This window comes from Halalkalirubrum salinum (genome assembly GCF_005543295.1).
In the GTDB taxonomy this organism is placed as follows: Archaea; Halobacteriota; Halobacteria; order Halobacteriales; family Haloferacaceae; genus Halalkalirubrum; species Halalkalirubrum salinum.
The window spans coordinates 130,362-153,417 of sequence record NZ_SRSG01000010.1 but is presented as its reverse complement, the minus strand read 5'-3'; the positions used below and the strand labels follow the sequence as shown (position 1 = coordinate 153,417).

Genomic DNA, 23,056 nt, shown 5'->3' with positions numbered 1-23,056 from the left:
AGCGGCTGCTGTCGTACGGTCAACCGTGGCAGTTACGTTCGATCTGTTCGACACGCTCGTCACCGCGACGTACCCGAGTGAGCCCGCGGCGGTGGTTGCCGAGGAGCTTCGATCGCTCGGCGTGGCGGTTCCGCCCGACTGGAGTGACGCGTACGTCGAACCGCATATCGACGCACCGGACGGCGCTGAGGTCCCGCTTCCGGCACACGTCTCGGCCGCGCTTGCGAGTCGCGGCGTTGATTTCGAGGACAGCGCCGTCAGACGAGCGGTGATAAACGCGTTCGATCCCGAGGTCCAGACGCGTCCAGGGGCCGTCGCTGCTGTCGACGCCGCCGCCAACAGTGGGTCGGTTGGGATCTGTTCGAACTGTTCGGTCCCTGAACTCGTCTCCCGGACGCTCATCCGATCCGAACTCGATCGCGCCTCGTTCGACGCAATCGTCACGAGCGTTGCCTGCGGGTGGCGAAAGCCGCACCCAAAGACATTCGAAACCGTTGCATCTCGGCTCGGCTGTCCGGTCGAGTCGATCACCCACGTCGGCGACAATCCAGCCACCGACGGCGGGATCACTGCCTGCAGTGGTCGCTTTGTAAACGTCACCGAAACACCGCTTTCAGCGCTTGCCGATCGCTTTGAGGCGTCCGTATGACAGTCCCGGCCTCGCTCCCGGCATCGGGAATCGCGTTGTACTCACTGCCGATCGCGATCGTCGTGGCTGCCGTTCTCGATCGAACCGTCGCCGAACCGCCCGTGGCGGTCCACCCGATCGCGCTGTTGGGTCGTGTGATTGAGCCGATAGACGATCAGTACCAATCCTCGTTCAGTGTGGGGATACTCGCGGCGATCGTGCTGCCGATCGGCTTTGCGACCGTCTTTGTGGCCACCACGGCCGTTGTCGGAGCTGTCTCGCCCGTGGCGGCTCCGATCGTCGTCGGCGTGCTCCTGTTTTCACTGTTCAGCCACCGGATGCTGATCGACACCGCCGCCGAGGTGGTCGGGCTGATCGATGACGATCTCGATGCCGCGCGGGTCGAACTCCGTGCGTTAGCCGGACGCGATGCGGAGACACTGTCGGCTGGGGAACTCCGCAGCGCGGCGATCGAAAGCGCCGCCGAAAACCTCGCCGACGGACTTGTCGCGCCGCTCGGGGCGTTCGCCGTCGTCGGATTTCTCGTGCAGTGGTATGCGGTTGGTGCAGTCGACGCCGTCGGTTCGATCGGCACTGGCCCGATCGCGATCGGAGTGCTCCCGCTTTCGGCAGGGATCGCCGCCGCTGCATGGGTGAAGGCGGTCAACACCTTGGACTCGATGCTCGGATACCCTGAAAAGCGGGTCGGAACCGCGAGTGCCCGGCTCGATGATGTCGTTATGTGGTTTCCGGCGCGGATCGCTGCGGCGTTTATCTCGCTGGCGGTCCCGAGCCCGGATCCCCTGCTTGCTGGCCGTCGTTGGGCGAATCGCCCGCCATCGCCGAACTCTGGCTGGCCGATGGCGACGATCGCCGCCGCGCTGCACGTCAAACTCGAAAAGCCGGGTGCGTACGTCCTGAACGATCTGGGTCAGCTTCCGACCCACGACGAGGCCGATCGCGGCGTCAGCCTTGCCTCGCGGGCCGGATGGTTGTTTATTGGCGCGTGTGTGCTCGTCACGGCGATTGGGACGCCGTCGGGGGCGATATAGATGTCTGTGACGGCTGTGTGTGGTGATTGCAGATGATTGGGGCGCTGCGGGCTGCGATCGGCTTTTTCACCCGGATTCCCGTCGAAACAACAACAGACGACTGGGAGGCGTTCCGCCGGCTCCCGGTGACGATCCCGATCGTCGGCACGCTCGTCGGCGCGGTCGCGGGGCTCGCGTTCGTCTTGCCGTTGCCGATCAACACCACAGTTGCGGTCTATCTCCTCACGATCTACTTGCTGTCGGGGATCACCCACGCCGACGGACTCGCAGACCTCGGGGATGGCGCCGTGGTCCACGGTGATGCGGCCGATCGCCTGGCGGTCATGAGCGATTCCCAACTAGGCGTTGGCGGCACCCTCGCACTCGCGGTCATGCTTCTGGTCCTCCTGACTGGTGCGTCGGGAATAAGTGGGGTTGGGACCGGACTGACTGCCTTCCGGCTCGTGTTGGCTGCGGAGGTCGGCGCGAAACTCGCGATGGTCTTTGTGATTTGTTACGGCGAGGCGGCCCACAAGGGGTTAGGATCACAGCTGACCGACGTGAACGGCCCGCGATCGTTCGGGGTCGCCCTGCTGGCGGCGCTGCCGGTTGCGCTGTACCCGCCGGCGTTCGCTTCGGGCGCGATCTTTGCGGCCCTCCTGTCGCCGCTGGCGATCGCGCTCGTTCTCCTCTGGTGGGCGAACCGCCAACTGGGCGGCGTCACGGGCGACGTGATCGGCGCGACGAACGAACTCGGCCGGGCGATCGCACTTCACGCCGGGATGCTCGGGTGGGTGTTCCTGTGAGCCTTGAAACGGTGATCGTCCTCTGTGGCGGTCGTGGCACCCGGCTCGGCACTGACACCGAAAAACCGCTCGTCGAGGTGTGTGGTCGGTCGATGGTCGATCGCGTCTGTGCGGCACTCGCTGCGAGTGAAATCAACCACGTTGTCGCCGCCGTGTCGCCGCACGCCCCCAAGACCGAGAAGTATCTCCGATCGGGCCGATCGACCGGCGATGTCGAACTCATCGAAACGCCCGGTAACGGCTATGTCGAGGATCTCGGCTTCGTGCTCGATCGCGTTGAGACGCCTGTATTGACCGTGGCAGCAGACCTGCCGTTGCTTACAGGGTCGATCGTCGACTCAGTTCTCGATTCGATTGAGTCAAAAAAGTCGACGACGGTCTGTGTGCCAGTCGAGACGAAACGATCGCTCGGGGTTAGCATTGACACGTCGCTTACACCCGAGGAGTACGACCGGCCGCTCGCACCCTGCGGTCTCAACGTCGTGGCCGAGCCGGGAGAGGAATTCGTGGTTCGGCGCGATCGGGCGCTGGCGGTGAACGTCAACCGCCCGCGCGATCTGCAGATCGCAAACGTGTGGTGTCAGCGGTGATTGTGACTGTCACTGGCAGAGTGAGATTATATTCAGCTTTTGGTGCTCCTTTCGAGAACGGAAACAATATCGGACAGATCGAAGAGGCGAAGATTATCACGCTCGTCTGCGGCTTCCTCGACAGAGGATTTGAACCCAGAGCGGCTGAATAAGGCGAATTCGTACGTCGGTTCACCACCTTCGGAGGGTGTCCAATCGATGTACTCCACGTCGTCTTCGAGGTCCGAGAGCACGTCATAACCGAGGGGCGTGTTGGTGAATTTCGCTTCGCCAGCAATCAGTGTTGATTCGTTGGTTGGTGCAACGACGTCCACCTCCCGACTCTTGTACCACCACTGGCTTGGTACCTGTGTGAGCTGGTAGTCTGCATAGAGCGCTGGCACCGCTTGGTGGCAGAGGGATTCGAACGTTCCGCTGACGAAGTCAGGTAATTCGGGTTCGATGAGGTCCTCGTAGGCGTTCTCGCCGTAGAGTTCGTACTGTCCCTCACGGCCGTAGAGATATCTGAAATAGAATCGAAATACGGGATCTCGGATCTGGTATCGCGTGCGCTTGCTGCGTGCCGGATCGGCAAGTGCCGGGTAGTGTTTCTCGATGATCTGGAGCGTTTCCAGCCGATCGAAATAGTACGACGTATTTGTGCTTTCGATGCCGGCTCCCTGGGCGATCTTGTTCCGACTCCGATTCCCGCTGGCCATCGATTCCAGCACCGAAAAATACGTGTTCACCTCCTTCAGTTCCATTTGGAGCACGGTTTCGGGCTCGTCGTGGAGTGGGCCATCCGGATCCCATAGCAGCCGCGAGATGTTCTCCCCAAGGCTCCGTGATGGATCGAGCGGATTGAGATATCGGGGTGTGCCGCCGAAGACGCCATAGACGAATACCCGCTCTTCGGGATCGTACGTTGGCACGAACTCGTGGATGGATCGAAACGGCAATTGGGTGAGTTCCAGCCGGCCATTCGGTGTCTGTGACACGCGGCCGTAGAGTGGCGCGCCGCCGTCGAGGACGTAGGTATGAATCATGCCGATTGCAGAGCCTGTGAGCACGAGCGTTGCCTGGCTCTCGCTAACGGCTGTATCCCATAGATGTTGAATGATCGACGGGAGCCCCTCGTTCGATTCGATGAGGTACGGAAATTCGTCGATGACGACGATGGCGTCTCTGTCGGTGAGGTATCTCAACAGTGGTTCCCACTCCTCTTTGATAGCCGTAATGTCTGGATAGGTTGTTGCTGCGGCCTCAACGAACCGTCTGAGCTGTGTCGTCGCTGTTCCTTGCACCGCCTGATAGTACACGGCACTGTCGCGGTCGGCAATCGATTGCCGAACGAGTTCGCTCTTGCCGATCTGCCGCCGCCCATAAATAATTGCGAGTTCCGCAGTGTCACTCTCATAGAGCGTCTGTAGTCGATCGAGTTCATCAATACGATTGACGAACTGGTCCATATCTCCAGTTGTCGTGGGAGATACATATGTGCTCCGAAGTTAGAGTTTGAACTATAATAGTTTGAACTATAATAGCTTAGTTCCTAATATGAATGCCAATTCTCCATCGTCGTTCAGTATCTCGATAGCAGCTGGAGAATGGGTTTCGAAAAGAACGCTGGGCGTCCTCAATCAGCGGAGTTCAGGATACGGCGAACAGACAAAACAGAAGGTACGATCGAAATTTCCCTGCGACTGTTCAGCCGAGGAGGTACTGCATCTTCGGGAAGCGATCGATCAGCGGTTGGCCGCCGACATCGAGTTGTTCGATGTATTTGTCCGCGCCGAGGATTCGACCCGCGCCGAACGCCGCGACCGCCAGGAAGACGATCGCGTAGATGAGCGTCGAGTCGAACAGCGCGAGCCAGTCACCGCTCCACCCGCCGAGGTAGAACAGCATCATCTGCATCGCGCCGCCGAGTGCAGCCAGGCGGACGAAGCCGCCAAAGATCAGCGCGACACCGATCAACACCTGCGTGACCGGGACGATCACGTTGACGACTTCCATCAACGCTGGGCTGGACGCCATCGCAGCGAACAGGCCGCTAACGGGGCTGGCTGGATCGACGTTCGCGAGGTAGCCTGCAGCGTCGAATGGCCACTCCTGGATTTTGCCGATCCCTGCAAACAGGATCATTCCGCCGATGACGAACCGCAGTGCGACAACGAACCACGCTGAGAGAGCATGGGGCGTTCCTTCGAGCGTGATTCCACCGACGCGGCTTTCGAGTTGGTTACGTGCTTGTGTGGACATCGTCTGTCACCTCTTACACATACAGATACGGCTGGATACTGGATATAAACCCGAGCCGATTCTCATCAAGTGCATATATCACGGTTCGTTCCCCACACACGCTGGTCTTTTTTATACTGGTTTCAGAACAATCCTAACTCATTTACCGATTATCGTAGCCATCCGGAGGCTTCGATAGTATCCTCCGACCCTGTGTCTCGATCCTTCAGCAAAAACGTATGATCACCTAAGTAACGTTTGCAACGCTTTGCACCACGTACCTCGAAAAGCGGTCTGCGTGTGCGTGAATCACCGGTTCTTGAATCGAAGTGAGAAAATAATTGTAAACGCTACTATAATTGTCCCGGAACGGTGAAACGGTTCTCACTCGTACGTAGCCCTATACCGTGGATGAGCGAGATCGCAACCGGACCCCATCGACGTTGATAGATCGCCGAACGCTCCTCGAGGCGGCCACGACAGCCGCCACGCTGTCGATCGCCGGCTGTGTGCGATCGCCGACTGGCACACCCGACGAGACGGATGGTACCGGGACGGGCGGGACGGACGAGACGAGCGGAACAGACGATAGTGATGACCACGCGTACGCCACCGAGACGGTTGTCGACGGTCTCGAAAACCCCTGGTCGATCGCGTTTCTCCCGGACGACCCGCGGATTCTCGTCACCGAGCGCCCGGGTCGGCTGCTCGCCGTCGATCGCGAGGACGGCACGACTGAGTCGATCGACGGGGTCCCGGACGTGTACGCGGCCGGCCAGGGAGGGCTGTTGGACGTCGAGATCCACCCCGCATTTCCCGATGAACCGTGGGTATACCTCACATATGCTGCCCGAAATGAGGCGGGAGACACAGCAACACACCTCTGTCGCGGCCAACTCGATCGCGACTCCTGGGAACTCGGGGACGTGTCAGTGCTCCACGTCGCCGAACCGTTCGTCGACTCGACGGCTCACTACGGCTCGCGGATCGCTTTCGGGTCCGACGAGATGGTCTACATGACCACCGGTGACAGACAGTTCAAAAATTTCGGGCCAGACCACGTCTCCCAAGACCTGACGAACGAACTCGGCGCGACCCTCCGGCTTGAACCCGATGGATCGATCCCAGATAATAATCCGTTCGTTGATGATTCTGACGCACGCGATTCGATCTACAGCTACGGCCACCGCAATGCCCAGGGGATGGCGGTCCACCCCGAGACCGGCGATCTCTGGCAGAGCGAACACGGCGAGAACGACGGGGACTCGATCCGGATCATCGAACGCGGCGGCAACTACGGCTGGCCGATCGCGACCTACGCCTGTACGTACGACTCCGGCGAGCCGATCGGCGTCGATCCACACGAACGGGATGACATCGTCGACCCGGTGTACTACTGGCCCTGCGAATCGGGAGGCTTTCCGCCCGCTGGCATGGCGTTTTACGACGGCGAGGCGTTCCCCGAGTGGCAGGGCGATCTGTTCGTGGGAAACCTCGCAGGGCAGGAACTGGGACACTTTGCGATAGAGGGCCGATCGGTCACGCCGCTCGATCCGATCCTGACCGATCGCGGCTGGCGGGTCCGAGCCGTCGAAGTCGATCCTGACGCGGGACATCTGTACGTGGCTGTTGACGACGCCGACGCGCCGATCGTCCGGCTCATTCCAGAGTAAGCGCGCAACTGGAGGATTAAGTACGTCCAGCGCCGACGAACGCCAATGGACTCCGAGGCGATCGACACCGTCAGCCGTGTCGTCCACGGCGGCGACACAGATCCCGACGTGCTCGATTTTAGCGCGAACACAAATCCGGTCTCGCCGGCGGGTACACGGAATGTCTACGAGGCAGCATTCGATCGCGCCCGCCGATATCCCGACCCTGCCTATCCGGCCTTCCGGACTGCTGCGGCGACGTATCTCGACTGGGAACGATCGGCGGCCGCGAACGGAACCACCAGTGACTCGATAGCCCACGACGATGGGCCCTCGCCGACGATCGTCCCCACCGCTGGCGGGCTGATCGGGATCCGACTCGCCCTCGAGTGTGAACTCTCGGCGGGTGATTCGGCGATCGTTCCGACACCGAGCTTCAGCGAATACGCTCGAGAGGTCCGCCTACAGGGAGCAACCCCAACGTTTGTCGACCACAATCGCGTGCTCGATATCGATCCGGCGGACCACGCGCTGGCGATCGTTTGCAACCCGAACAACCCGACCGGGGAGACGTACGATCGCGATCGGCTCGAACAGTTCGCGGCGCGCTGTACGGCCGCCGACACGACGCTGCTCGTCGATGAAGCGTTTCTCGACTTCACCCGTGAGTCGTCGATGGCCGACCGACAGGGCGTGGTGGTTGCCCGATCACTCACCAAGATTTTCGGACTCCCCGGACTCCGGGCGGGGTTTCTTGCGACAACCGACTCATTGGCTGAGCGTCTCGTGACTGCCCAACCCACGTGGGGGCTGTCTACACCTGCGGCCGCAGTCGGTGAGCACTGTCTCGGGCGGACTGTGTTCGTCGAGGAAACGATCGATCGCGTCGAACACGAGCGCGAGCGGCTGGCCGATCGGCTTGCCGATCGCTTCGAGGTGTTACCGTCGGACGCGCCGTTTTTGTTGTTGGAGGTACCAGACGTGTCGGTCGATCGCATCATCGACCGCGCGCGTGAACACGGCGTGGCGATTCGCGACGCGCGATCGTTCCGTGGACTTGATTCGCACGTCAGAGTCGCCGTAAAACGTCGATCGGAGAACGATCGGCTGCTGGAGGCCCTGGATGTCTGAGGCGATCCTCGAACCGGCGATCCGCGAGGGCGTCTTACAGGCCCGCCGGCCAGAAACGGAGTGGCTTTCGACGGGGTTCGACGGCGGTCGAACGCGTGCCAATGCGGCGTACAACATCTCGGTTCCGGACGGCTGGGGGCGGACTGATCTCCGTCAGTACGTCGATCGTCGCTGTTCGACTGCCAGCTTCGAAGATCCTGGGCCGGCGCTCCTGACAGGGGTGGACCTTGTCCACGCCCGGCGCGCTCGTCTCGACGGCGTGGAAGCGATCGTCACCGCTGGCATCTCAAACCCTGCAACGCTGCCGATGTCTGTTGCTGATTCGGACGCACAATCGACGGCGTCTGATCGCCCATCGTGTCCCGATCAACCATCGGAATACAGGCCCGGAACAGTAAACGTCATCTTGACAACGACGGCATCACTGCCGCCTGGCGCGCTCGCAAACCTCGTCTCGGTTGTCACAGAGGCCAAGACGGCGACGCTACTCGCCCTGACGGGATTTACCGGGACGACGAGCGATGCGATCGTCGTCGGCTGTGATCCAAACGGCCACGCGTGCGAATTTTCGGGGTCGGCGACTGACGTCGGTGCTGCCGCTCGCGCGTGCGTGCGAGATGCACTTTGTGCGTCGCTCCGATCGCGATACGCCGACGAGTCGATCCCAGAATCTGTCGATACAGCCGAGTACGGCGTCGAAACGACGGCCCGTGCCGCTGTTGATTCGATCGATCGGTGAGTCTCGAGGCCACCGACATACCGCACCAGACAGCACAACACACTAATCGATCGCCTCCCTCACTGCGAGCATGACCGATCCAGCCGAGGTACGGAAAAATACGCCCGGACGCGGTGTCACGCCAACCGCCCACGAAATCTCCCCGGATGCCCCCGAGGAGTTCGGACTCGTGCAGGTGTGGTGGGGTGATGGGAAAGGTAAGACAACCGCGGCGATGGGAATGGGCTTTCGCGCGGCGGGTCACGGTTATTGCGTCCACATGCTGCAGTTCATGAAAGGCGGCGCAGACAGCGTCGAGGCGGTTCGTGGCGAGTACAACGCGATCGCAGCCATGCCCGGATTTAGCTACGAGAACACCGGCCACTACGGCTGGCACGGACTCGCCGACGGCAGCGACGACGATTCCCACCAAGCCAACGCCAAAGCGGCCCTGGAACGGACGTTCGAGCTCCTCGAAGCGAGCGCCGACGCGGACCTCTCTGGGCCGATCGACCTCGACGCGCCACCGGAGGACGGGGTCCACATGCTCATCCTCGATGAAATCCTCTACGCGGCCGATCAGGAATTGATCGACGACTCGGACGTCCTCGAGGTTATTGATCGCGCGCCCGATCGCCTTGAACTCGTGCTCACTGGTAGTCACGCGGCACCCGAGTACGTCTACGACGCCGCGGATCTCGTCACCGAGGTCACGAAACGCAAACACCCGATCGACGCCGGCCAGCGCGCCCGCCGCGGCACCGAGTACTGAGCGGCGATGGCGTCGGATTCAGCCCGGACGATCCTCGTCGCCGGTACCGCGAGCCACGTCGGGAAAAGCACCGTCGCCGCGGGGCTGTGTCGGGTGCTCGCCGATCGCGGCGTATCGGTCGCGCCGTACAAGGCCCAGAACATGAGCAACAATGCCCGTGCGGTCCCGCGACCGACGACCGACGGACCCGCCTACGGCGAGATCGGCATCTCTCAGTACGTTCAGGCGCGGGCCGCTCGTGTCCCACCGACGACCGAAATGAATCCCGTGCTGTTGAAACCACGCGGCCATGGCGAGTCTCAGTTGGTGATCGACGGCGTCGGACTCGGTCACTTCGAGGCGGGATCGTACTACGAAAACGGGTGGACGGACGCCCGCGAGGCGGCGATCGCTGCCCACGCCCGTCTTGCTGACCGTCACGACGTGATCGTCGCCGAGGGCGCAGGGTCGATTGCCGAAATCAATCTTCATCACCGCGATCTCGCAAATGTCGAGACAGCCCGGTTCGCTGACGCTGACATCCTGATTGTGGCGGATATCGAACGCGGCGGCGTCTTCGCGTCGCTCGTGGGAACGCTTGAGTTGATGCCAGCGGACCTCCGCGCTCGCGTCTGTGGTGCACTCATCACCAAGTTCCGCGGCGACACGTCCCTGCTCGATCCCGGCCTCGACACCTTTGAGGAGCGGACGGGCGTCCCCGTTCTCGGCGTGCTCCCGTACGACGACCCCGGCCTTCCAGAGGAAGACAGCGTCTCGCTGCCCGCAGCGGGCGATCGCGCGATCGTCGGCAACGACGAGGTTCCATCGGAACAGACTGTTACCGTTGCCGTCCCGCGATTCCCCCGGGCGTCAAACGTCACCGACCTCGAACCGCTCGCGATGGTTCCCGGTGTCCGCGTGGCGTACGTCCCGCTCTCAGCAGACCTGTCGGACGCTGACGCGATCGTCTTGCCGGGCACGAAGAACACTGTCAACGATCTTCTTGCGCTCATTGAATCCGGGCTGGCCGATCGAATCCGCCGGTTCGACGGACCGATCGTCGGGATCTGCGGCGGCTACCAGATGCTCGGCGAGCGCCTGGAGAACGTCACCGCGGAGGCAACCACCGAAACGACGATCGACGACGAGACAGTTACTGGAATCGGGCTGCTTCCCGTTCGGACCGTGTTTTCAGCTGAAAAGCGTGTTCGGCCGATCGAGCTGTCGATCGACGGTACGGGGCCGATTTCGGGCGTGACGGGGACCGTCTCGGGCTATGAGATCCACACCGGCGAAACGACGCTGGTTGACGACGCCAAGTCAGCGGCTACCCGGGAGGCGCTGCCGTTCGTCCGCAACGGAACTCGATCGGCTTCGCTTGGCTATCGACGCGGGCAGGTACTCGGAACGTACCTCCATGGGTTGTTCGAAAACGAGGGCGTCAGAGAGTCGTTTGTCGATGCGGTCTACGCGTCAGCCGATCGATCGCGTCCTGATCCGGACTGCCTGGATGGTTCCGGGGACGCTGGAGACGCCGCACACGATCCCTACGCCGCCGCGGCAGCGCTACTCCGCGAGCACGCTGATCTCAGCGCGATCGACCTCGACGGTATACCGTGATCAGCCTCGACAGCATGTCACGATCTACAACGCGACAGCAAGGAACGTCACGATCGCCGACACAACAGATTAAGTCCACTCGTATGCTACGACAGACACATGCGTCGATCGATCGTCGTGGTTCTCGCGCTATGTTCGATCGCGTTTCTCCTCGTCGGCGGCCCCTCACTGTTATTTTCGCCGGCGACGAACGAGTTGGCTCCTGAACAGCCCGACGCTGAACCGGAACTCATTCATCCGACAGACGGCGAGAGCGGCTTCTGGCCGTTTCTGAACTCGAAGCAATCCTTCGAGGGACGCAGTCCGGTCAATGTCGTCGTTGTTGGCGACGCCGACTCGGTACTTACGCTGTTGACGCAGGCTCGCGACGCTGACTGGACCGAAAGCGACGAAGAGGAACTCGAAGCCGATCCGGAGACACACGCACTCTTCAACGGCTCGAACGACAGCGTCGACGAGGGAATCTCGATCGGCTCAACAGAGATCACGTGGTCGCGAACCTCAGGGGCGACGAGGTATGCATACGTCAATCCTGGTGATGGCTCCAGCGGCCGGTGGATCACCGAAACCGCCCAGGTCCACGACGGGACGTACTACGGCTACCGCTACCACATCCGGCTGTACGAGAATCCGAACCCAGACGATCCATGGGTCGCGATGCAGACCCACAGCGAACACTTCGACTGGTTTACCCTCAGACACCGCGTGGATGGCTCACAGGAAGCGCAGGTCCGCGTGGAGTCTGACCTGATGGGATTGCCGGGAATCGAGCCGAGGACGGACGTAAGCCGGATCTACCTCGGCAACCAGAACGGCTCGGACGCCGACGGCTGGGCGACCTTTGTCGATCTGCTCGGAACGATCGCGGCCGGGGTTCTCCTTGGGTTCTCTGTCGGCGTCAGCTCGATCGGTCAGGTACGCGATCGGCTTCGCACGCACCTGTCCGCCGCCGATCGCCGTCGCCTCGCTGTGGCCGCCGATCGCATCGAACTCGAACACCTGCTGTTGGCTGGATTCATCCCCGCGTTGCTTTTGAGCGTCCGGTTCGCTGGAATCGCGCTCGAACAGTACACCGGGATCTCGATGCACGGAATCGCGGCACTCCTGTACCCGTTCATTGCGATCGGCCTCCCGGTTGGGACGTATCTCATCGCCGCCGGGCTCGAACGCCGGTTGGACGCTGCCGTCGTCGCTGGCGGCGCGTTCGCAGTCGGTCTGTGGCTCGATTACGGGTATCTCGGAATCGAATCGCTGCCGGTCGACGTCGTCGTTCACCGAATGCTCGTCGTCGTTGCGATCGGGCTCTTTGCGGCCGGTGCGGCCCGACGGGCGGCCCGATCGACGCGGCTAAACGAGCTCTCTGTCGCCGGCGTGGTCCTGTGGGCGATCCTCCTCACCGGCACGCTATTCGGACTGCTGTGAGCGCTGTTATGTTCTTGGAAGGTCGTCTGCGCTGACGCCGACCTCCGCGGGAGCCGGATCGCCCGTCGGATTCTTCGATCGCCGGTAGATGTGTTCGAGATCCTCCATCGTCCGCCTGACGTCGAAGCGATCAACCGCTGCCCGGGTATCCCGATCGGTCTGGAGGACCGTTTCGATCGCTTCAAGCATGGCGTCGACTTCGCCGTGAGCGAACCGCTCGCCGTTGCCGGCCTGGATCGTCCGATCGAACGGCGGCGTGTCGGCAGCGACGACGGGCGTCCCACAGGCGTTGGCTTCGAGCGTCGACAACCCGAGTGTATCGCCTTTTGAGGCGGTGACGAACGCGTCGAGCGACGAGTAGAAGATCGGCAACTCCTCACGCGGCAGAAAGCCACGAACCTCGACATTCTCCGGCGCCTCTCGTTCGAGCCTGTCGCGCTGGGGGCCGTCGCCGACGATGACAAAGTCGTATTCAGGGAGCTCGTGTGCCGCCTTGAGGATCTCTGCGACGTGTTTTTCCATGCTCAGCCGGCCGCTGTAGCCGATCACCGTCCGATTACGGTACCACCGCTCTTCGGTCGGTTTGAAAAAGTCCATGTCGATCCCGACCGGCAACGGAATGTGTTCGACGCGCCGGCCGATCCGCTCGGTCGAGGCAGTCACGACGTCGAAGCTCCGGAGGTAGACGTTTTCGAGGGGAACGTAGAGTCGTCCGATCGCCTCAGCGACTGATTCGACGCCGACACTCTGGTCCAGGTAGGCCTCGATCGGTGTGTGGTGGGTGTAGACCGCCGGCAGATCGTGTTCGTGTGCGTAGTATCGCCCGAGGAGGCTCGCAGGAGCCGGCCCATGACAGTGGACGATATCCAACTCGGGCAGCGATGATGGCGGCTTGAACGTCGGCACGCGGTACCCCGGATAGAAGGGATTCGGGAGGGATCGGATCGGGATCTCCCGTTCGCCCGGCTCGTAGTCCCCGTCTGGGTAGATGATGTACACCTCGTGGCCGCGCGCTTCGAGTTTTTCACGCCACAGCTTGATCGTGTACGTGACGCCATCGATCCCCGGGAAGTAACTATCAGTAAAAAATCCAATTCTCATGCGAGTTTGGTGTGTTGATCGGCGATTGGTTGTGCGTGCGATTCGACGATCGTTTCGTACAGCGATCGATACTGGTCGGCGATCGACGCAAGTGTGAACCCCTCCGCTCTCGCTGCGGCGGCTGTCCCAAGTCGGTCGCGGAACTCGGGGTCGGTGAGCCGTTCGATTGTAGTCTCAAACGCTTGTACACCGCCGTCGACCTTCAGACAGTCCTCGCCGTCAGCGAGCCACGAGAACGTCTCAATGTCACGGACAACGACCGGGTGGCCCGTGAGCATCGCCTCCAACAGGGCGATCCCTTCGTTTTCTTCGTGAGTTGGGAAGCAGAAGATGTCGCCGGCAGCGTACGCGCCCCGGATATCCTCAATATAGCCGGTGAACGTGCAGTTCTCGGGCGCGTTGTCGATGAGCCGTTTCGTCTCTCTGCCTTTCAGGGCTCGATCGATCGGGCCGAACCACGCGAAGTCGATGTTCGGCATCCGGCGGGCCAGTTCGACGAACGTCTCCAGCCCTTTGCGCTTCATCACGTGGCCGACCATGAACACCGTTGGCGGGTTGAGGTCGTACCGATCGCGGTAGGTCGCCTCAAGCGCTTCAAGCCCATCGATCTTCTCAGGATCGACACCGTTCGAAATCACCGTCGTCGGGGTATTTGTGTAGGATTTGATCAGGTCTCGGTTGTACTCGGAGGGACACACGAGATGATCTGCGAGCCCGTAGGCTCGTTCAAGATACGGCCGCAACGGTCGCGAGAGCGCGTTCGTGAACCGAAAGCTGTCACCGAAATCCTCGGCGGTGACGTGGGTGTGGGCGATCACTGGAATTCCGCGCTTTCGAGCCCGTCGGGCGTACCAGACCGACCGCGGCCCGACGAGGTTGCACTCGAAGACGTCCGCGTCGAGTGTTGGCTCGGTTGTGTACTCCATTCCAAGCCGATCGAGAAGTTTCCGCTGGTGGATCACGGACTCGCGGATCCCGCCGGTCACGTGCTCTTCGAACTCGAAGTAGTGTGATACCTTCATGTTCGAAGTTCTCCTTGTGTGTCCTCACCGGCTGATCTCGAGCCACGGGACCTCGATGAGTGGCGGGATGTGCGTCTCGATGTGGTGCTCCCAGACGCCCTGTTCGCCGAACGCCTCGCCGTGGTCGGCGGTCACGACGACGCGACCGTCGAGGCGCTCGACGAGGTCGGCGATCGATTCGAGCGCGATGCGGAGATTCTCCTCGTAGAGTGCCAGCGCCGCCTCGCGAGTTCCGTTTTTCAGCACGTCCGCCGGATCGAGTTCGAGCCACAGCCCGGCCTTTTGAGCCAGGGTGCTGTTGTCGAGGCGCCCCTCGATCTTCGGGCGGATCGTGTCCGCAAGCCCCGACAGCGCGCTACCGTCGCCTTCGTCGGCGTCTTCTTGTCGTTTGATTCCTTTTTGAATCTGGGTGAGCTTTCCACTCTTCTCGCGTGCAAGGTACGGCGCATGTGGCTGCATGTAGTGTACGACTGTTCTGTCGGCGCGATCGATCGCCGCCGTGTTGGCGTCGAACGCCTCGATCATGCTCGCAGGCGGGACGGTTCCGAGGTCGTCGTCCCATCCGGACTTCCACACGTCGAACACTGTCGAGATGTGCTCGCTTGCAGTCCAGTCGTAGTCACAGCTCGCCCCCCACTTGAGTTCGTTTAGTGGGATTCCGAGGCTGTTGATGAACGGATTGGCTGAAAAATACGCGATATCGTGCTCGCCAGTGAAGGTCCGAAACGCCCACTCCGGCGTCGAGGACCCAACACTGCGACGCTTTTCGAGGGTTCCGTCGAGGTATTCATTGTACACCTCCGCGAACGTATCATACCGACACGCATCTAAGACGATGCAGTAATCCCACTCAGACTCGAGGAAGCGCTGGTCCTCCATCTACGGGAACGTCACTTGGCGAGCACCTATTTTTGTCGGTCTCTGGTAAGACTGCGAACTGGCCCAGATATTTTGCTGTATCTCATCGTATCGGACATTTCAAGTCGATACCTTCCCCGATGTTCGGTATGACAGCGAGGCGCAGCTGGGCCACCGTTTTCAGCGCGATCGGGGCAATCTCGATTCTCGTTGTGCTCTTTGCGATCGTGGGGCCACAACGCGTGCTTGACGCGCTAGTTTCGGCTGATTTGCGGCTGGTCGCGGTCACGATCGCCTTCTCGCTTGGGTGGCTCTTCGCGTGGAGTCTCATGCTTCGTGCCGTTCTCTTGACACTCGACGTCGACATGTCCGTGCCAACGGCGGTGCTCGTCTACGCGGGTGCCGTGTTTTCGAACAACGTCACCCCGTTTGGACAGGCCGGCGGGGAACCGGTCGCCGCCCTTCTCATCTCGAATGTCTCTGGGTCGCGCTACGAAACTGGACTGGCCGGGATCGCCACCGTCGACGTACTCAACGTGGTGCCGTCAGTCTCGCTCATCGCTGTTGGGGTCAGCTACCACGCGACAACGACCGCGCTCAGCGATCGGATCGAGACGGCCGTCGGATCAGCCGCGGTGGTCATCGCCACGATGGTGCTCGTTCTGTGGATCCTGTGGCACTATCGGGCGATCGTCGTCGATCGGGTCCCACCGGCTGTCGGCTGGATCGCTCGGCGGCTCTCACGATTCGGGATCGACCCCGCTGGAATCGAACTGGCGATTGCCGATCGGCTGTCGGGATTTACTGATCGGATCGAGGTGATCGGGGAGAATCGAACCGCGCTCGTGGGTGTTGTTGGGTTTTCTCTCGCTGGGTGGCTCTGTCAGGCTGCTGCGCTCGGGGCCGCCTTCGCGGCGATCGGGCAGCCGATCCCGTTGTACGTTCCACTGTTCGTCGTGCCGCTTTCGTACCTCGCAGGAGCCGCGCCGCTGCCCGGTGGCCTCGGTGGCATCGAAGCCGCACTCGTTGGGCTACTCGTGCCGACAACCGGCGTGGCTGTCGCGTCGATCACCGCGGCAGTCTTGGTGTTTCGCGGCGGGATCTTCTGGCTTCCGACGGCGATCGGCGGGGTATCTGCGTCGGTGTTGGGGGTGCGGGCTGTCGATCGCTGACGCTCTCGATCGGCTGTGGCCTTCGACTGCGGCACAGATACCGCTGCCATCCGCCATCGCACGCTTTTTATTATCACACGGAACAACAACCAGTAATGACCTATCCGTGGGAGGCGTGGGATCACATCCTCAAGATCGATCCCGACAAAGAGCTGCTGGCCGGTGAGACGTTCGAGGACGTCTGTCAAACTGGCACAGACGCGATCGAGATCGGCGGCACCCTCGGGATGACCGAAGAAAAGATGCAGCGGGTGATCGATGCGTGTGCGGCCTACGACGTGCCGCTGTATCAAGAGCCTTCGAACCCGAGCGTCGTCATCGACTCGCCGGCGCTCGATGGCTACCTCATTCCCACGGTATTCAATTCGACAGATCCATTCTGGATCGTGGGCGCACACAAAGAGTGGGTCCGCATCGAGAACGGCCTCGATTGGGACCGAACCACGACAGAAGCGTACATCGTGATGAACCCCGATGCGTCCGTCGCGGAGTACACCGAGGCTGACTGCGATCAATCACCCGAAGATGTCGCCTCCTATGCCCGCGTCGCCGAAAAGATGTTCGGCCAGGAAATCGTCTACATCGAGTACTCTGGAACGTTTGGCGACCCCGAGATCGTCGCTGCTGCGCAGGATGGACTCGACGATGCAACGCTGTTTTACGGCGGGGGAATCCGCGACTACGATGCAGCCTACGAGATGGGTCAGCACGCAGATGTGGTAGTCGTCGGCGATCTGCTCCACGACGCAGGCTGTGACGCGGTCGCACAAACTGTCGACGGGGTCAAAGACGCCCACTCGACCTCGCCGTCGGCTGAGTGAGGACACAGGGACACGTTTACTCCCGATCGGATCGCCCGGGTTACTTGTTTTTTAGTCGCCGGATCGATCGGATCGAAACGGGGTCTTTTATGCGTATCCCACGGCAACCAATGAGTATGCGAAACCGAACGTATACCGAAGACGCAGCGCCGGGTGCAGACGTCACCGTCGCCGGATGGGTCCACGAGATCCGCGACCTCGGCGGCATCGCCTTTCTCATTCTCCGCGATCGGACGGGCAAGATCCAGGTCAAATTCGAGAAAGACGAGATGGACGACGACCTCGTCGAAACTGGGCTCGGCGTCTCCCGAGAATCTGTTATCTCAGTGACTGGCGCAGTTGACGAAGAGCCGCGCGCGCCGACGGGTGTCGAGATCACACCGACGGCAGTTGAGGTCGTTGCTGCGGCCGACACCGAACTCCCGCTTGACCCCTCCGGGAAGGTCGACGCAGAGCTGTCGACGCGGCTCAACAACCGGACGCTCGATCTCCGCAAACCGGAAGTAAAAGCGATCTTTGAGATTCGTTCCGAGATTCAGCGTGCGGCCCGCGAGATGTTCCGTGAGCACGACTGCACGGAGATCAACACCCCGAAGATCGTCGCAACCGGTACGGAGGGCGGCACAGAGCTGTTCCCGATCACCTACTTCGGCGAGGAGGCGTTCATGAACCAGAGCCCACAGCTTTTCAAACAGCTCATTGCGGGCTCGGGCATCGAACGCGTCTTCGAGATCGGGCCGATCTTCCGCGCAGAAGAACACAACACGCCGCGACACCTCAACGAGGCGACCTCGATCGACTTCGAGGGCGCCTTCTGTGACCACACCGAGGCGATGGACGTCGCCGAGGCGATCGTCAAGTCCGTTTACGAGGCGGTTGCGGAGAACTGCGAGGCCCAACTCGACGCGCTCGGTATTGCCGACGAGTTCGAGGTCCCCGAGGGTGACTTTCCGCGGCTCACCTACGAGGAGGCGATCGAACGGATCAACGCCACAGGCGCGCTCGACGAACAGCTCGTCTGGGGCGACGACCTCCCGACAGAGGGCGAACACGCCCTTGGCGAGGATGTCGGCGAGCACTACTTCATCACCGACTGGCCCTCGGATATCAAGCCGTTCTACATTATGGACCACGAAGACGATGAATCGCTGTCGACCGGCTTCGATCTGATGCACCCGCGAATGGAACTCGTCTCGGGTGGTCAGCGCGAACACCGTTACGAGCACCTGATCGAGGGATTCGAACAACAGGGCCTCGATCCCGACGCGTTCGAGTACTACACGAAGATGTTCAAATACGGGATGCCGCCACACGCCGGCTTCGGACTCGGCGGCGAGCGGCTCGTCATGACCGTTCTCGGCTTAGAGAACATCCGCGAGGCCGTGTTGTTCCCGCGCGATCGCCAGCGGCTTTCGCCGTAACCCCGGCTTCGACAGTTTAATTCACACGCGATCGCTCGGCGGTGTGGCTGCAACAATCCAAACGCGTCACTCGCCGAGATACGCTCCGATCAGCTTTTTTTCTGCGGCCCGGAGGTGCTGGTGGAACGTTTGTCTTGAGATATCCATTGTTTCGGCGACCTCACTCCCGTCGACTGGCCGCGGCCACTCGAAGTAGCCGTTGAAGTACGCTTTTTTGATCGCCGTCTGCTGTCTGTTTGTGAGTTCTGTATCTAGCTGTGCGCTGAACTCTTGTTGTGGCTTGCGGCGGCGATCGCGCTCGCATTGGGACACTAGTCGAACCGTCTCGTACATCGATTCGAGTCGTTCAAAAATTGATCTGACGTCTTGTTCAGCCGGGGATTCAACGACAATCTCTGCGCACTCTGGGCTCGCCGCCGCGTCGACGACCGACGCGCCGTACTGCGAGAGTTCGACGAACGGAGAAAGCGCCGTCGCCGTCACCGAGAACGTCACCGACGTCTCAGATTCGGTAATCACCCGCGCGGACTCGATGGACTCACAGCCGGTGAGGCCGTTGATTTCGTGGTCGATCGGTCCGCTTGCTTGGAGGTACAGTTCGTATCCAGATCCCTCTCCTCCGCCGGTGATTCCCGTGTACTCAATGTCTGTCTCCATCCGGGCTGCAATGTCTGCAAGCACGAACGACGGATCTGCGATCTCAAAGCGCGTCTCGTGAACCCGCTTTGTGGTTTGCATCCGAACTGTTTCGATCACGTGGAGCCCAGCCGCAATCGTGTTGCCGATCGATTCGAACAGCTCCTTTTCGCGATTGTCGAGTATGTCTGCGTCATCGGTGTACACACAAAATAGTCCGTAGCGCTTCGGTGAGTACTGCAGCGGGACGACGAGCAGCGCCTCTGAGTTGCCGGCCTCTGGAACGAGACGTTCGTCTTGTACAGCCGAGAGATCGATTGAGCGTACCGCCCCGTCGACTTGGCTTTCGACGAGTTCCCTGGGTACTGATTCGAGTGCGAGGGGCTCTGATTGGTTCACTGAGACCCCATGTGCGGTTCGAATTGTCAGCGTTGAATCATCCTCATCAACTGTACCGAACCAGCTAGCAATGTAGCCGTCAGTTTCGGCGACAACCTCACAGATCCGTGACTCGACCGCGCGACGATTGGTTTCGGTGACAAGTATCTGCGTGACGGTGTACAAGAGCCCGCTCACTCGTGAGAGGATCCGTTCGAGCACGGCAACTTCATGAGCAAGATCGGTCCGACGCTGTTCGGCGAGTTCCTCTGTCGCGTGTAGGTGCGTGACGTCGTTTTGGAATCCGACGTAGTGGCGAACTCTACCGATCTCGTCGCGAACAGGAGCGACGGTCAATTCATTCCAGAAGGGGCTGCCGTCGGCGGTGTAGTTTTTAATTCGCGTCGTAATTGGCTCGTCGTTTTCGATCGCCTCGCGGATCTCAGCGACTGTTTCTTCATCGGTCTCTAATCCTTGCAACAGCCGAGGATTCTCTCCGATCACCTCCGAGCGCTCGTAGCCACAGATCTCCTTCCACGCGTCATTGACATATATGAGTGGGTTATCCGGTTTGGAAGGATCAGTCAGGCTGATTCCAACGGGCGCGTGGTCGATCGCCCGAAACAGTTGGTCGTCGCTCAGCCCACTGACTGTCGGATCTCCGTCCTCTATTGCTGTCGAGTTACGCGTAGACGAACGCGATGAATCCGATCGTGCTGTTGGGTCCGTTTGGACCGGCGGTTCGGCCGTCTCGAGTTCCCTGACCAGATCTTCGAGTGCGTCCGTCCGATCTGCGTGCACAAGCGCCGCGGACTGCTCATTAGCTTTTGTGCCCACAGATTTAGCTGATCTCGGAGAGAACGATACCACGGGCAGCCTTGGACAGTGTTCTGCCAGCACGCTCTGGAGCGTTTCGAGTTCATCGCCGAGTTCGTCGCTAACGACGACGCGGTCAATCGGGTCCGACAGCGCGATTGCAACCGCTTCCGTCGGTGTTGCTGCAGTTGTGACACGATGTCCACGATCAGCTATCGCAGTGGCGATTTGATCGTTCCATTCCGGCACGACACTGAGTACGTGATGCCCCGACACACACACCCTTACGCACTATGTGCCTATCAGTATTCCTCTTATTTCTTTTAAAAAAGGACGTCGATCGCCTGCACCGTGCGATCGACCCGGAATTGATTGTTCGGACTGTTCAGTCGTCCGACGGGACGACCTTCGAGAGGCTGGAACCGTAATTGGACCCGGCGGTGACCTCGTCTGGCTCCTTCGCGACGTACGTCACGATGAGCAGCGTCACCCCGTACTTCGCGATCACGTCGAGGAGGCTGTAGCCCCACGAGGTGATGCCCGTTCCCAGCACTGCGATTCCCTCAACGCCGAGGAACCAAAGCAGTGGGTAGCCGAACCAGGTGATGACGGTCAGGATCTTCAGCGTGTTGAAGATATCCGTCGTCCCTGCGGCCTGTGCATCTGCGGGCCACTCGACGAGCAGGATGTAGATGATGACGAGGAAGAAGATCGAACTCAGCACGAACCACCACCAGCGCATGACGACAGACGAGGTGGTGAGTGCTGCGGCAAGCCCCGTGACACACATTGCGATCGTGAACGCGACCGACGTCGAGATCTTGGTGAGGTTAGAGCCTGCAAGCAGCCCCAACGCGATCAGGATGAACGGCGTCGAAAGCGCCCACGTGAGATACCGCCCCCACATAGTGAACACTTCTTGGCCTTCTAAGGCGTGCCCAGCAGGCATTTCGAGGAAACTCACGGTTAGCCCTGACGCGAGCCCCGTGTAGCTTGAAATCGAAACAACTGAAATGAGCATCGTCGAGATGACGATGAGCTTCGCCCGTGGATCAGTCACGTTTCTCGCGAGGTATGCGATCGCGACGATCGTCAACCCCGCGAGCGCGATGTTGACAACGAACGAACTCGCTAGCAGCGAGTCACTCAGAATGTACTCGAATATCTCAGTTTGCGTCTGTGAAGACTGTAGTAATCCGCCCTGTGCACCCAACAATAACGCACTGGCCGATGTCATAAATTGCATTTTATAGTATGACGGGCGATATAATGAAGTCCAATCCATACCAGTAAGGTAATACATCAGTTCGAACTTCGGTAGCAACAACCGACTAACATTTGACTAGTCAAAAAGAAGGGTTCATTGCGGTGTCACTGTTCGAAACGAACACATGGACGGCAGCGATGATCCGGCACCGACCGCGTTCGTTCCCGGTCATATCACGGCATTTTTCAGCCCACAGCCAGACCCAGATCCGCTTGTCGCTGGCAGTCGCGGGGCTGGGATCGCGCTCAGCCACGGTGTTTCGGTTTCGATCTCGCCAGCCACAGACCCGACTGTCATTTTGAACGGAGAGCCAACGTCGATCGAGCCTGTTATGTCGGTGCTTCGATCGCTTAACGTCTCTGCGGAGGTCCATGCGAAGACTCCGCTCCCGCTCGGGGCGGGCTTCGGTGTTTCCGGTGCGATCGCGCTCGGCACCGCCCTCGTGGCGAACGCGCACTTCGACTGTGGTCGGTCTGTCAACGAACTCACCGCGATTGCCCACCGCGCGGAAGTCAAAGCGGGGACCGGCCTCGGCGATGTGGTCGCGCAAGCCCGTGGGGGTGTACCGATTCGACTGGAGCCGGGCGCACCCGGCTCTGGTGAACTCGACGGCGTCCCTGCGTCGCCACGGATCGAATACTGCACGTTCGGCGAACTCTCGACGGAGTCGGTCCTCTCTGGGGAGACGGAGGCCGTAACCACCGCTGGCGAACGAGCGCTCTCGGCGCTGGTTGCGACCCCGACGATCGAACAACTCATGCATGGCGCACGCACGTTCTCGACAGACGCGGGGCTGCTGGGTACGGAGGTCAAACAGGCGATCGAGGCTGTCGAGGAAGCCGGCGGACAGGCCGCGATGGCGATGCTCGGACGGACCATCTTTGCGATCGGCACGGGGCTGTCAGATGCTGGCTACGATCCGGCTGTCTGTCGGTGTTATCCTGCGGGGGCGCATCTCGTAGGTGACGCGGATACGCTGCGGTGATCCCAGCTTG

The 23,056-nt window shown here is 60.9% G+C and carries 21 protein-coding genes; 14 read left to right on the top strand and 7 right to left on the bottom strand.

Features of this window, described 5'->3' with window-relative positions; genetic code table 11:
* Positions 1-25 precede the first annotated feature (25 nt).
* Genes E5K03_RS04215 through E5K03_RS04200 form a run of 4 tightly spaced genes read left to right on the top strand, consistent with a single transcriptional unit; the run spans position 26 to position 3,055 of the window.
* The gene (locus tag E5K03_RS04215) at positions 26-649 is read left to right on the top strand and encodes an HAD family hydrolase (RefSeq protein WP_138005116.1); all 624 of its coding nucleotides are present in this window, start codon (positions 26-28) and stop codon (positions 647-649) included.
* Positions 646-1,680, top strand: a complete 1,035-nt coding sequence (locus E5K03_RS04210) for a CobD/CbiB family cobalamin biosynthesis protein (protein WP_138005115.1) — start codon at positions 646-648, stop codon at positions 1,678-1,680. Before E5K03_RS04215 ends, E5K03_RS04210 begins: the two co-directional genes overlap by 4 nt.
* Positions 1,681-1,712: 32 nt before the next feature.
* Positions 1,713-2,465 (top strand): adenosylcobinamide-GDP ribazoletransferase, encoded by a 753-nt coding sequence (gene cobS, locus E5K03_RS04205; protein WP_138005114.1) that lies wholly within the window; start codon positions 1,713-1,715, stop codon positions 2,463-2,465.
* On the top strand, positions 2,462-3,055 hold the full coding sequence (locus tag E5K03_RS04200; RefSeq protein ID WP_240729931.1) for an NTP transferase domain-containing protein: 594 nt from the start codon (positions 2,462-2,464) through the stop codon (positions 3,053-3,055). Before cobS ends, E5K03_RS04200 begins: the two co-directional genes overlap by 4 nt.
* 32 nt (positions 3,056-3,087) lie before the next feature.
* Here the strand turns inward: E5K03_RS04200 and E5K03_RS04195 are convergent, their stop codons facing one another.
* Positions 3,088-4,503 (bottom strand): ATP-binding protein, encoded by a 1,416-nt coding sequence (locus E5K03_RS04195; protein WP_138005113.1) that lies wholly within the window; start codon positions 4,501-4,503, stop codon positions 3,088-3,090.
* A 238-nt stretch (positions 4,504-4,741) separates the two neighbouring features.
* On the bottom strand, positions 4,742-5,296 hold the full coding sequence (locus tag E5K03_RS04190; RefSeq protein ID WP_138005112.1) for a DoxX family protein: 555 nt from the start codon (positions 5,294-5,296) through the stop codon (positions 4,742-4,744).
* 425 nt (positions 5,297-5,721) lie between these two features.
* Here E5K03_RS04190 and E5K03_RS04185 point away from each other — a divergent pair, with 425 nt between their 5' ends.
* From E5K03_RS04185 to E5K03_RS04160, 6 genes are all read left to right on the top strand, one after another.
* Positions 5,722-6,948, top strand: coding sequence for a PQQ-dependent sugar dehydrogenase (locus tag E5K03_RS04185; protein WP_138005261.1), 1,227 nt, complete (start codon positions 5,722-5,724; stop codon positions 6,946-6,948).
* A gap of 45 nt (positions 6,949-6,993) precedes the next feature.
* Entirely contained in the window at positions 6,994-8,058 is a 1,065-nt protein-coding gene (locus E5K03_RS04180) for a threonine-phosphate decarboxylase (RefSeq protein WP_138005111.1), read from the top strand.
* Positions 8,051-8,797: an adenosylcobinamide amidohydrolase gene (locus E5K03_RS04175; protein ID WP_138005110.1), complete on the top strand. Its 747-nt coding sequence runs from the start codon at positions 8,051-8,053 to the stop codon at positions 8,795-8,797. Before E5K03_RS04180 ends, E5K03_RS04175 begins: the two co-directional genes overlap by 8 nt.
* 70 nt (positions 8,798-8,867) lie before the next feature.
* Positions 8,868-9,548, top strand: coding sequence for a cob(I)yrinic acid a,c-diamide adenosyltransferase (locus tag E5K03_RS04170; protein WP_138005109.1), 681 nt, complete (start codon positions 8,868-8,870; stop codon positions 9,546-9,548).
* A gap of 6 nt (positions 9,549-9,554) precedes the next feature.
* Positions 9,555-11,147 (top strand): cobyric acid synthase, encoded by a 1,593-nt coding sequence (locus tag E5K03_RS04165; protein WP_138005108.1) that lies wholly within the window; start codon positions 9,555-9,557, stop codon positions 11,145-11,147.
* Between the two features lie 99 nt (positions 11,148-11,246).
* Entirely contained in the window at positions 11,247-12,569 is a 1,323-nt protein-coding gene (locus E5K03_RS04160; protein ID WP_138005107.1) for a hypothetical protein, read from the top strand.
* A 6-nt stretch (positions 12,570-12,575) separates the two neighbouring features.
* Here the strand turns inward: E5K03_RS04160 and E5K03_RS04155 are convergent, their stop codons facing one another.
* Genes E5K03_RS04155 through E5K03_RS04145 form a run of 3 tightly spaced genes read right to left on the bottom strand, consistent with a single transcriptional unit; the run spans position 12,576 to position 15,571 of the window.
* On the bottom strand, positions 12,576-13,670 hold the full coding sequence (locus E5K03_RS04155; RefSeq protein WP_138005106.1) for a glycosyltransferase: 1,095 nt from the start codon (positions 13,668-13,670) through the stop codon (positions 12,576-12,578).
* A complete protein-coding gene (locus E5K03_RS04150) occupies positions 13,667-14,692 on the bottom strand; it encodes a glycosyltransferase family 4 protein (protein ID WP_138005105.1) in 1,026 nt (341 codons plus the stop codon). The genes E5K03_RS04155 and E5K03_RS04150 overlap by 4 nt, the downstream gene beginning before the upstream one ends.
* 24 nt (positions 14,693-14,716) lie before the next feature.
* Positions 14,717-15,571 (bottom strand): hypothetical protein, encoded by an 855-nt coding sequence (locus tag E5K03_RS04145; RefSeq protein WP_138005104.1) that lies wholly within the window; start codon positions 15,569-15,571, stop codon positions 14,717-14,719.
* A gap of 128 nt (positions 15,572-15,699) precedes the next feature.
* Here E5K03_RS04145 and E5K03_RS04140 point away from each other — a divergent pair, with 128 nt between their 5' ends.
* The 3 genes from E5K03_RS04140 (at position 15,700) to aspS (ending at position 18,964) form a co-directional block, all read left to right on the top strand.
* Positions 15,700-16,722, top strand: a complete 1,023-nt coding sequence (locus E5K03_RS04140) for a lysylphosphatidylglycerol synthase transmembrane domain-containing protein (protein WP_138005103.1) — start codon at positions 15,700-15,702, stop codon at positions 16,720-16,722.
* 95 nt (positions 16,723-16,817) lie between these two features.
* Positions 16,818-17,543, top strand: a complete 726-nt coding sequence (locus tag E5K03_RS04135) for a phosphoglycerol geranylgeranyltransferase (protein WP_138005102.1) — start codon at positions 16,818-16,820, stop codon at positions 17,541-17,543.
* Positions 17,544-17,659: 116 nt separating this feature from the next.
* A complete protein-coding gene (gene aspS, locus E5K03_RS04130; RefSeq protein ID WP_138005101.1) occupies positions 17,660-18,964 on the top strand; it encodes an aspartate--tRNA(Asn) ligase in 1,305 nt (434 codons plus the stop codon).
* A 66-nt stretch (positions 18,965-19,030) separates the two neighbouring features.
* On the opposite strand, the gene E5K03_RS04125 is transcribed toward aspS, so the two are convergent.
* The gene (locus E5K03_RS04125; protein WP_171006587.1) at positions 19,031-21,070 is read right to left on the bottom strand and encodes a bacterio-opsin activator domain-containing protein; all 2,040 of its coding nucleotides are present in this window, start codon (positions 21,068-21,070) and stop codon (positions 19,031-19,033) included.
* Positions 21,071-21,179: 109 nt separating this feature from the next.
* Positions 21,180-22,031, bottom strand: coding sequence for a bacteriorhodopsin (locus E5K03_RS04120; RefSeq protein WP_138005099.1), 852 nt, complete (start codon positions 22,029-22,031; stop codon positions 21,180-21,182).
* 154 nt (positions 22,032-22,185) lie between these two features.
* Between E5K03_RS04120 and E5K03_RS04115 the strand changes: the two genes are divergently transcribed.
* Positions 22,186-23,046 (top strand): pantoate kinase, encoded by an 861-nt coding sequence (locus tag E5K03_RS04115; protein WP_138005098.1) that lies wholly within the window; start codon positions 22,186-22,188, stop codon positions 23,044-23,046.
* Positions 23,047-23,056 lie beyond the last annotated feature (10 nt).

Bases quoted from the DNA above. Each gene is read 5' to 3' on its own strand.
- E5K03_RS04180 (WP_138005111.1), top strand. From the start codon at position 6,994: ATGGACTCCGAGGCGATCGACACCGTCAGCCGTGTCGTCCACGGCGGC.
- E5K03_RS04170 (WP_138005109.1), top strand. From the start codon at position 8,868: ATGACCGATCCAGCCGAGGTACGGAAAAATACGCCCGGACGCGGTGTC.
- E5K03_RS04210 (WP_138005115.1), top strand. From the start codon at position 646: ATGACAGTCCCGGCCTCGCTCCCGGCATCGGGAATCGCGTTGTACTCA.
- E5K03_RS04175 (WP_138005110.1), top strand. From the start codon at position 8,051: ATGTCTGAGGCGATCCTCGAACCGGCGATCCGCGAGGGCGTCTTACAG.
- E5K03_RS04160 (WP_138005107.1), top strand. From the start codon at position 11,247: ATGCGTCGATCGATCGTCGTGGTTCTCGCGCTATGTTCGATCGCGTTT.
- E5K03_RS04145 (WP_138005104.1), bottom strand. From the start codon at position 15,571: ATGGAGGACCAGCGCTTCCTCGAGTCTGAGTGGGATTACTGCATCGTC.
- E5K03_RS04190 (WP_138005112.1), bottom strand. From the start codon at position 5,296: ATGTCCACACAAGCACGTAACCAACTCGAAAGCCGCGTCGGTGGAATC.
- E5K03_RS04135 (WP_138005102.1), top strand. From the start codon at position 16,818: ATGACCTATCCGTGGGAGGCGTGGGATCACATCCTCAAGATCGATCCC.
- E5K03_RS04165 (WP_138005108.1), top strand. From the start codon at position 9,555: ATGGCGTCGGATTCAGCCCGGACGATCCTCGTCGCCGGTACCGCGAGC.
- E5K03_RS04155 (WP_138005106.1), bottom strand. From the start codon at position 13,670: ATGAGAATTGGATTTTTTACTGATAGTTACTTCCCGGGGATCGATGGC.
- E5K03_RS04195 (WP_138005113.1), bottom strand. From the start codon at position 4,503: ATGGACCAGTTCGTCAATCGTATTGATGAACTCGATCGACTACAGACG.
- E5K03_RS04140 (WP_138005103.1), top strand. From the start codon at position 15,700: ATGACAGCGAGGCGCAGCTGGGCCACCGTTTTCAGCGCGATCGGGGCA.
- E5K03_RS04115 (WP_138005098.1), top strand. From the start codon at position 22,186: ATGGACGGCAGCGATGATCCGGCACCGACCGCGTTCGTTCCCGGTCAT.
- E5K03_RS04150 (WP_138005105.1), bottom strand. From the start codon at position 14,692: ATGAAGGTATCACACTACTTCGAGTTCGAAGAGCACGTGACCGGCGGG.
- cobS (WP_138005114.1), top strand. From the start codon at position 1,713: ATGATTGGGGCGCTGCGGGCTGCGATCGGCTTTTTCACCCGGATTCCC.
- E5K03_RS04120 (WP_138005099.1), bottom strand. From the start codon at position 22,031: ATGACATCGGCCAGTGCGTTATTGTTGGGTGCACAGGGCGGATTACTA.
- aspS (WP_138005101.1), top strand. From the start codon at position 17,660: ATGCGAAACCGAACGTATACCGAAGACGCAGCGCCGGGTGCAGACGTC.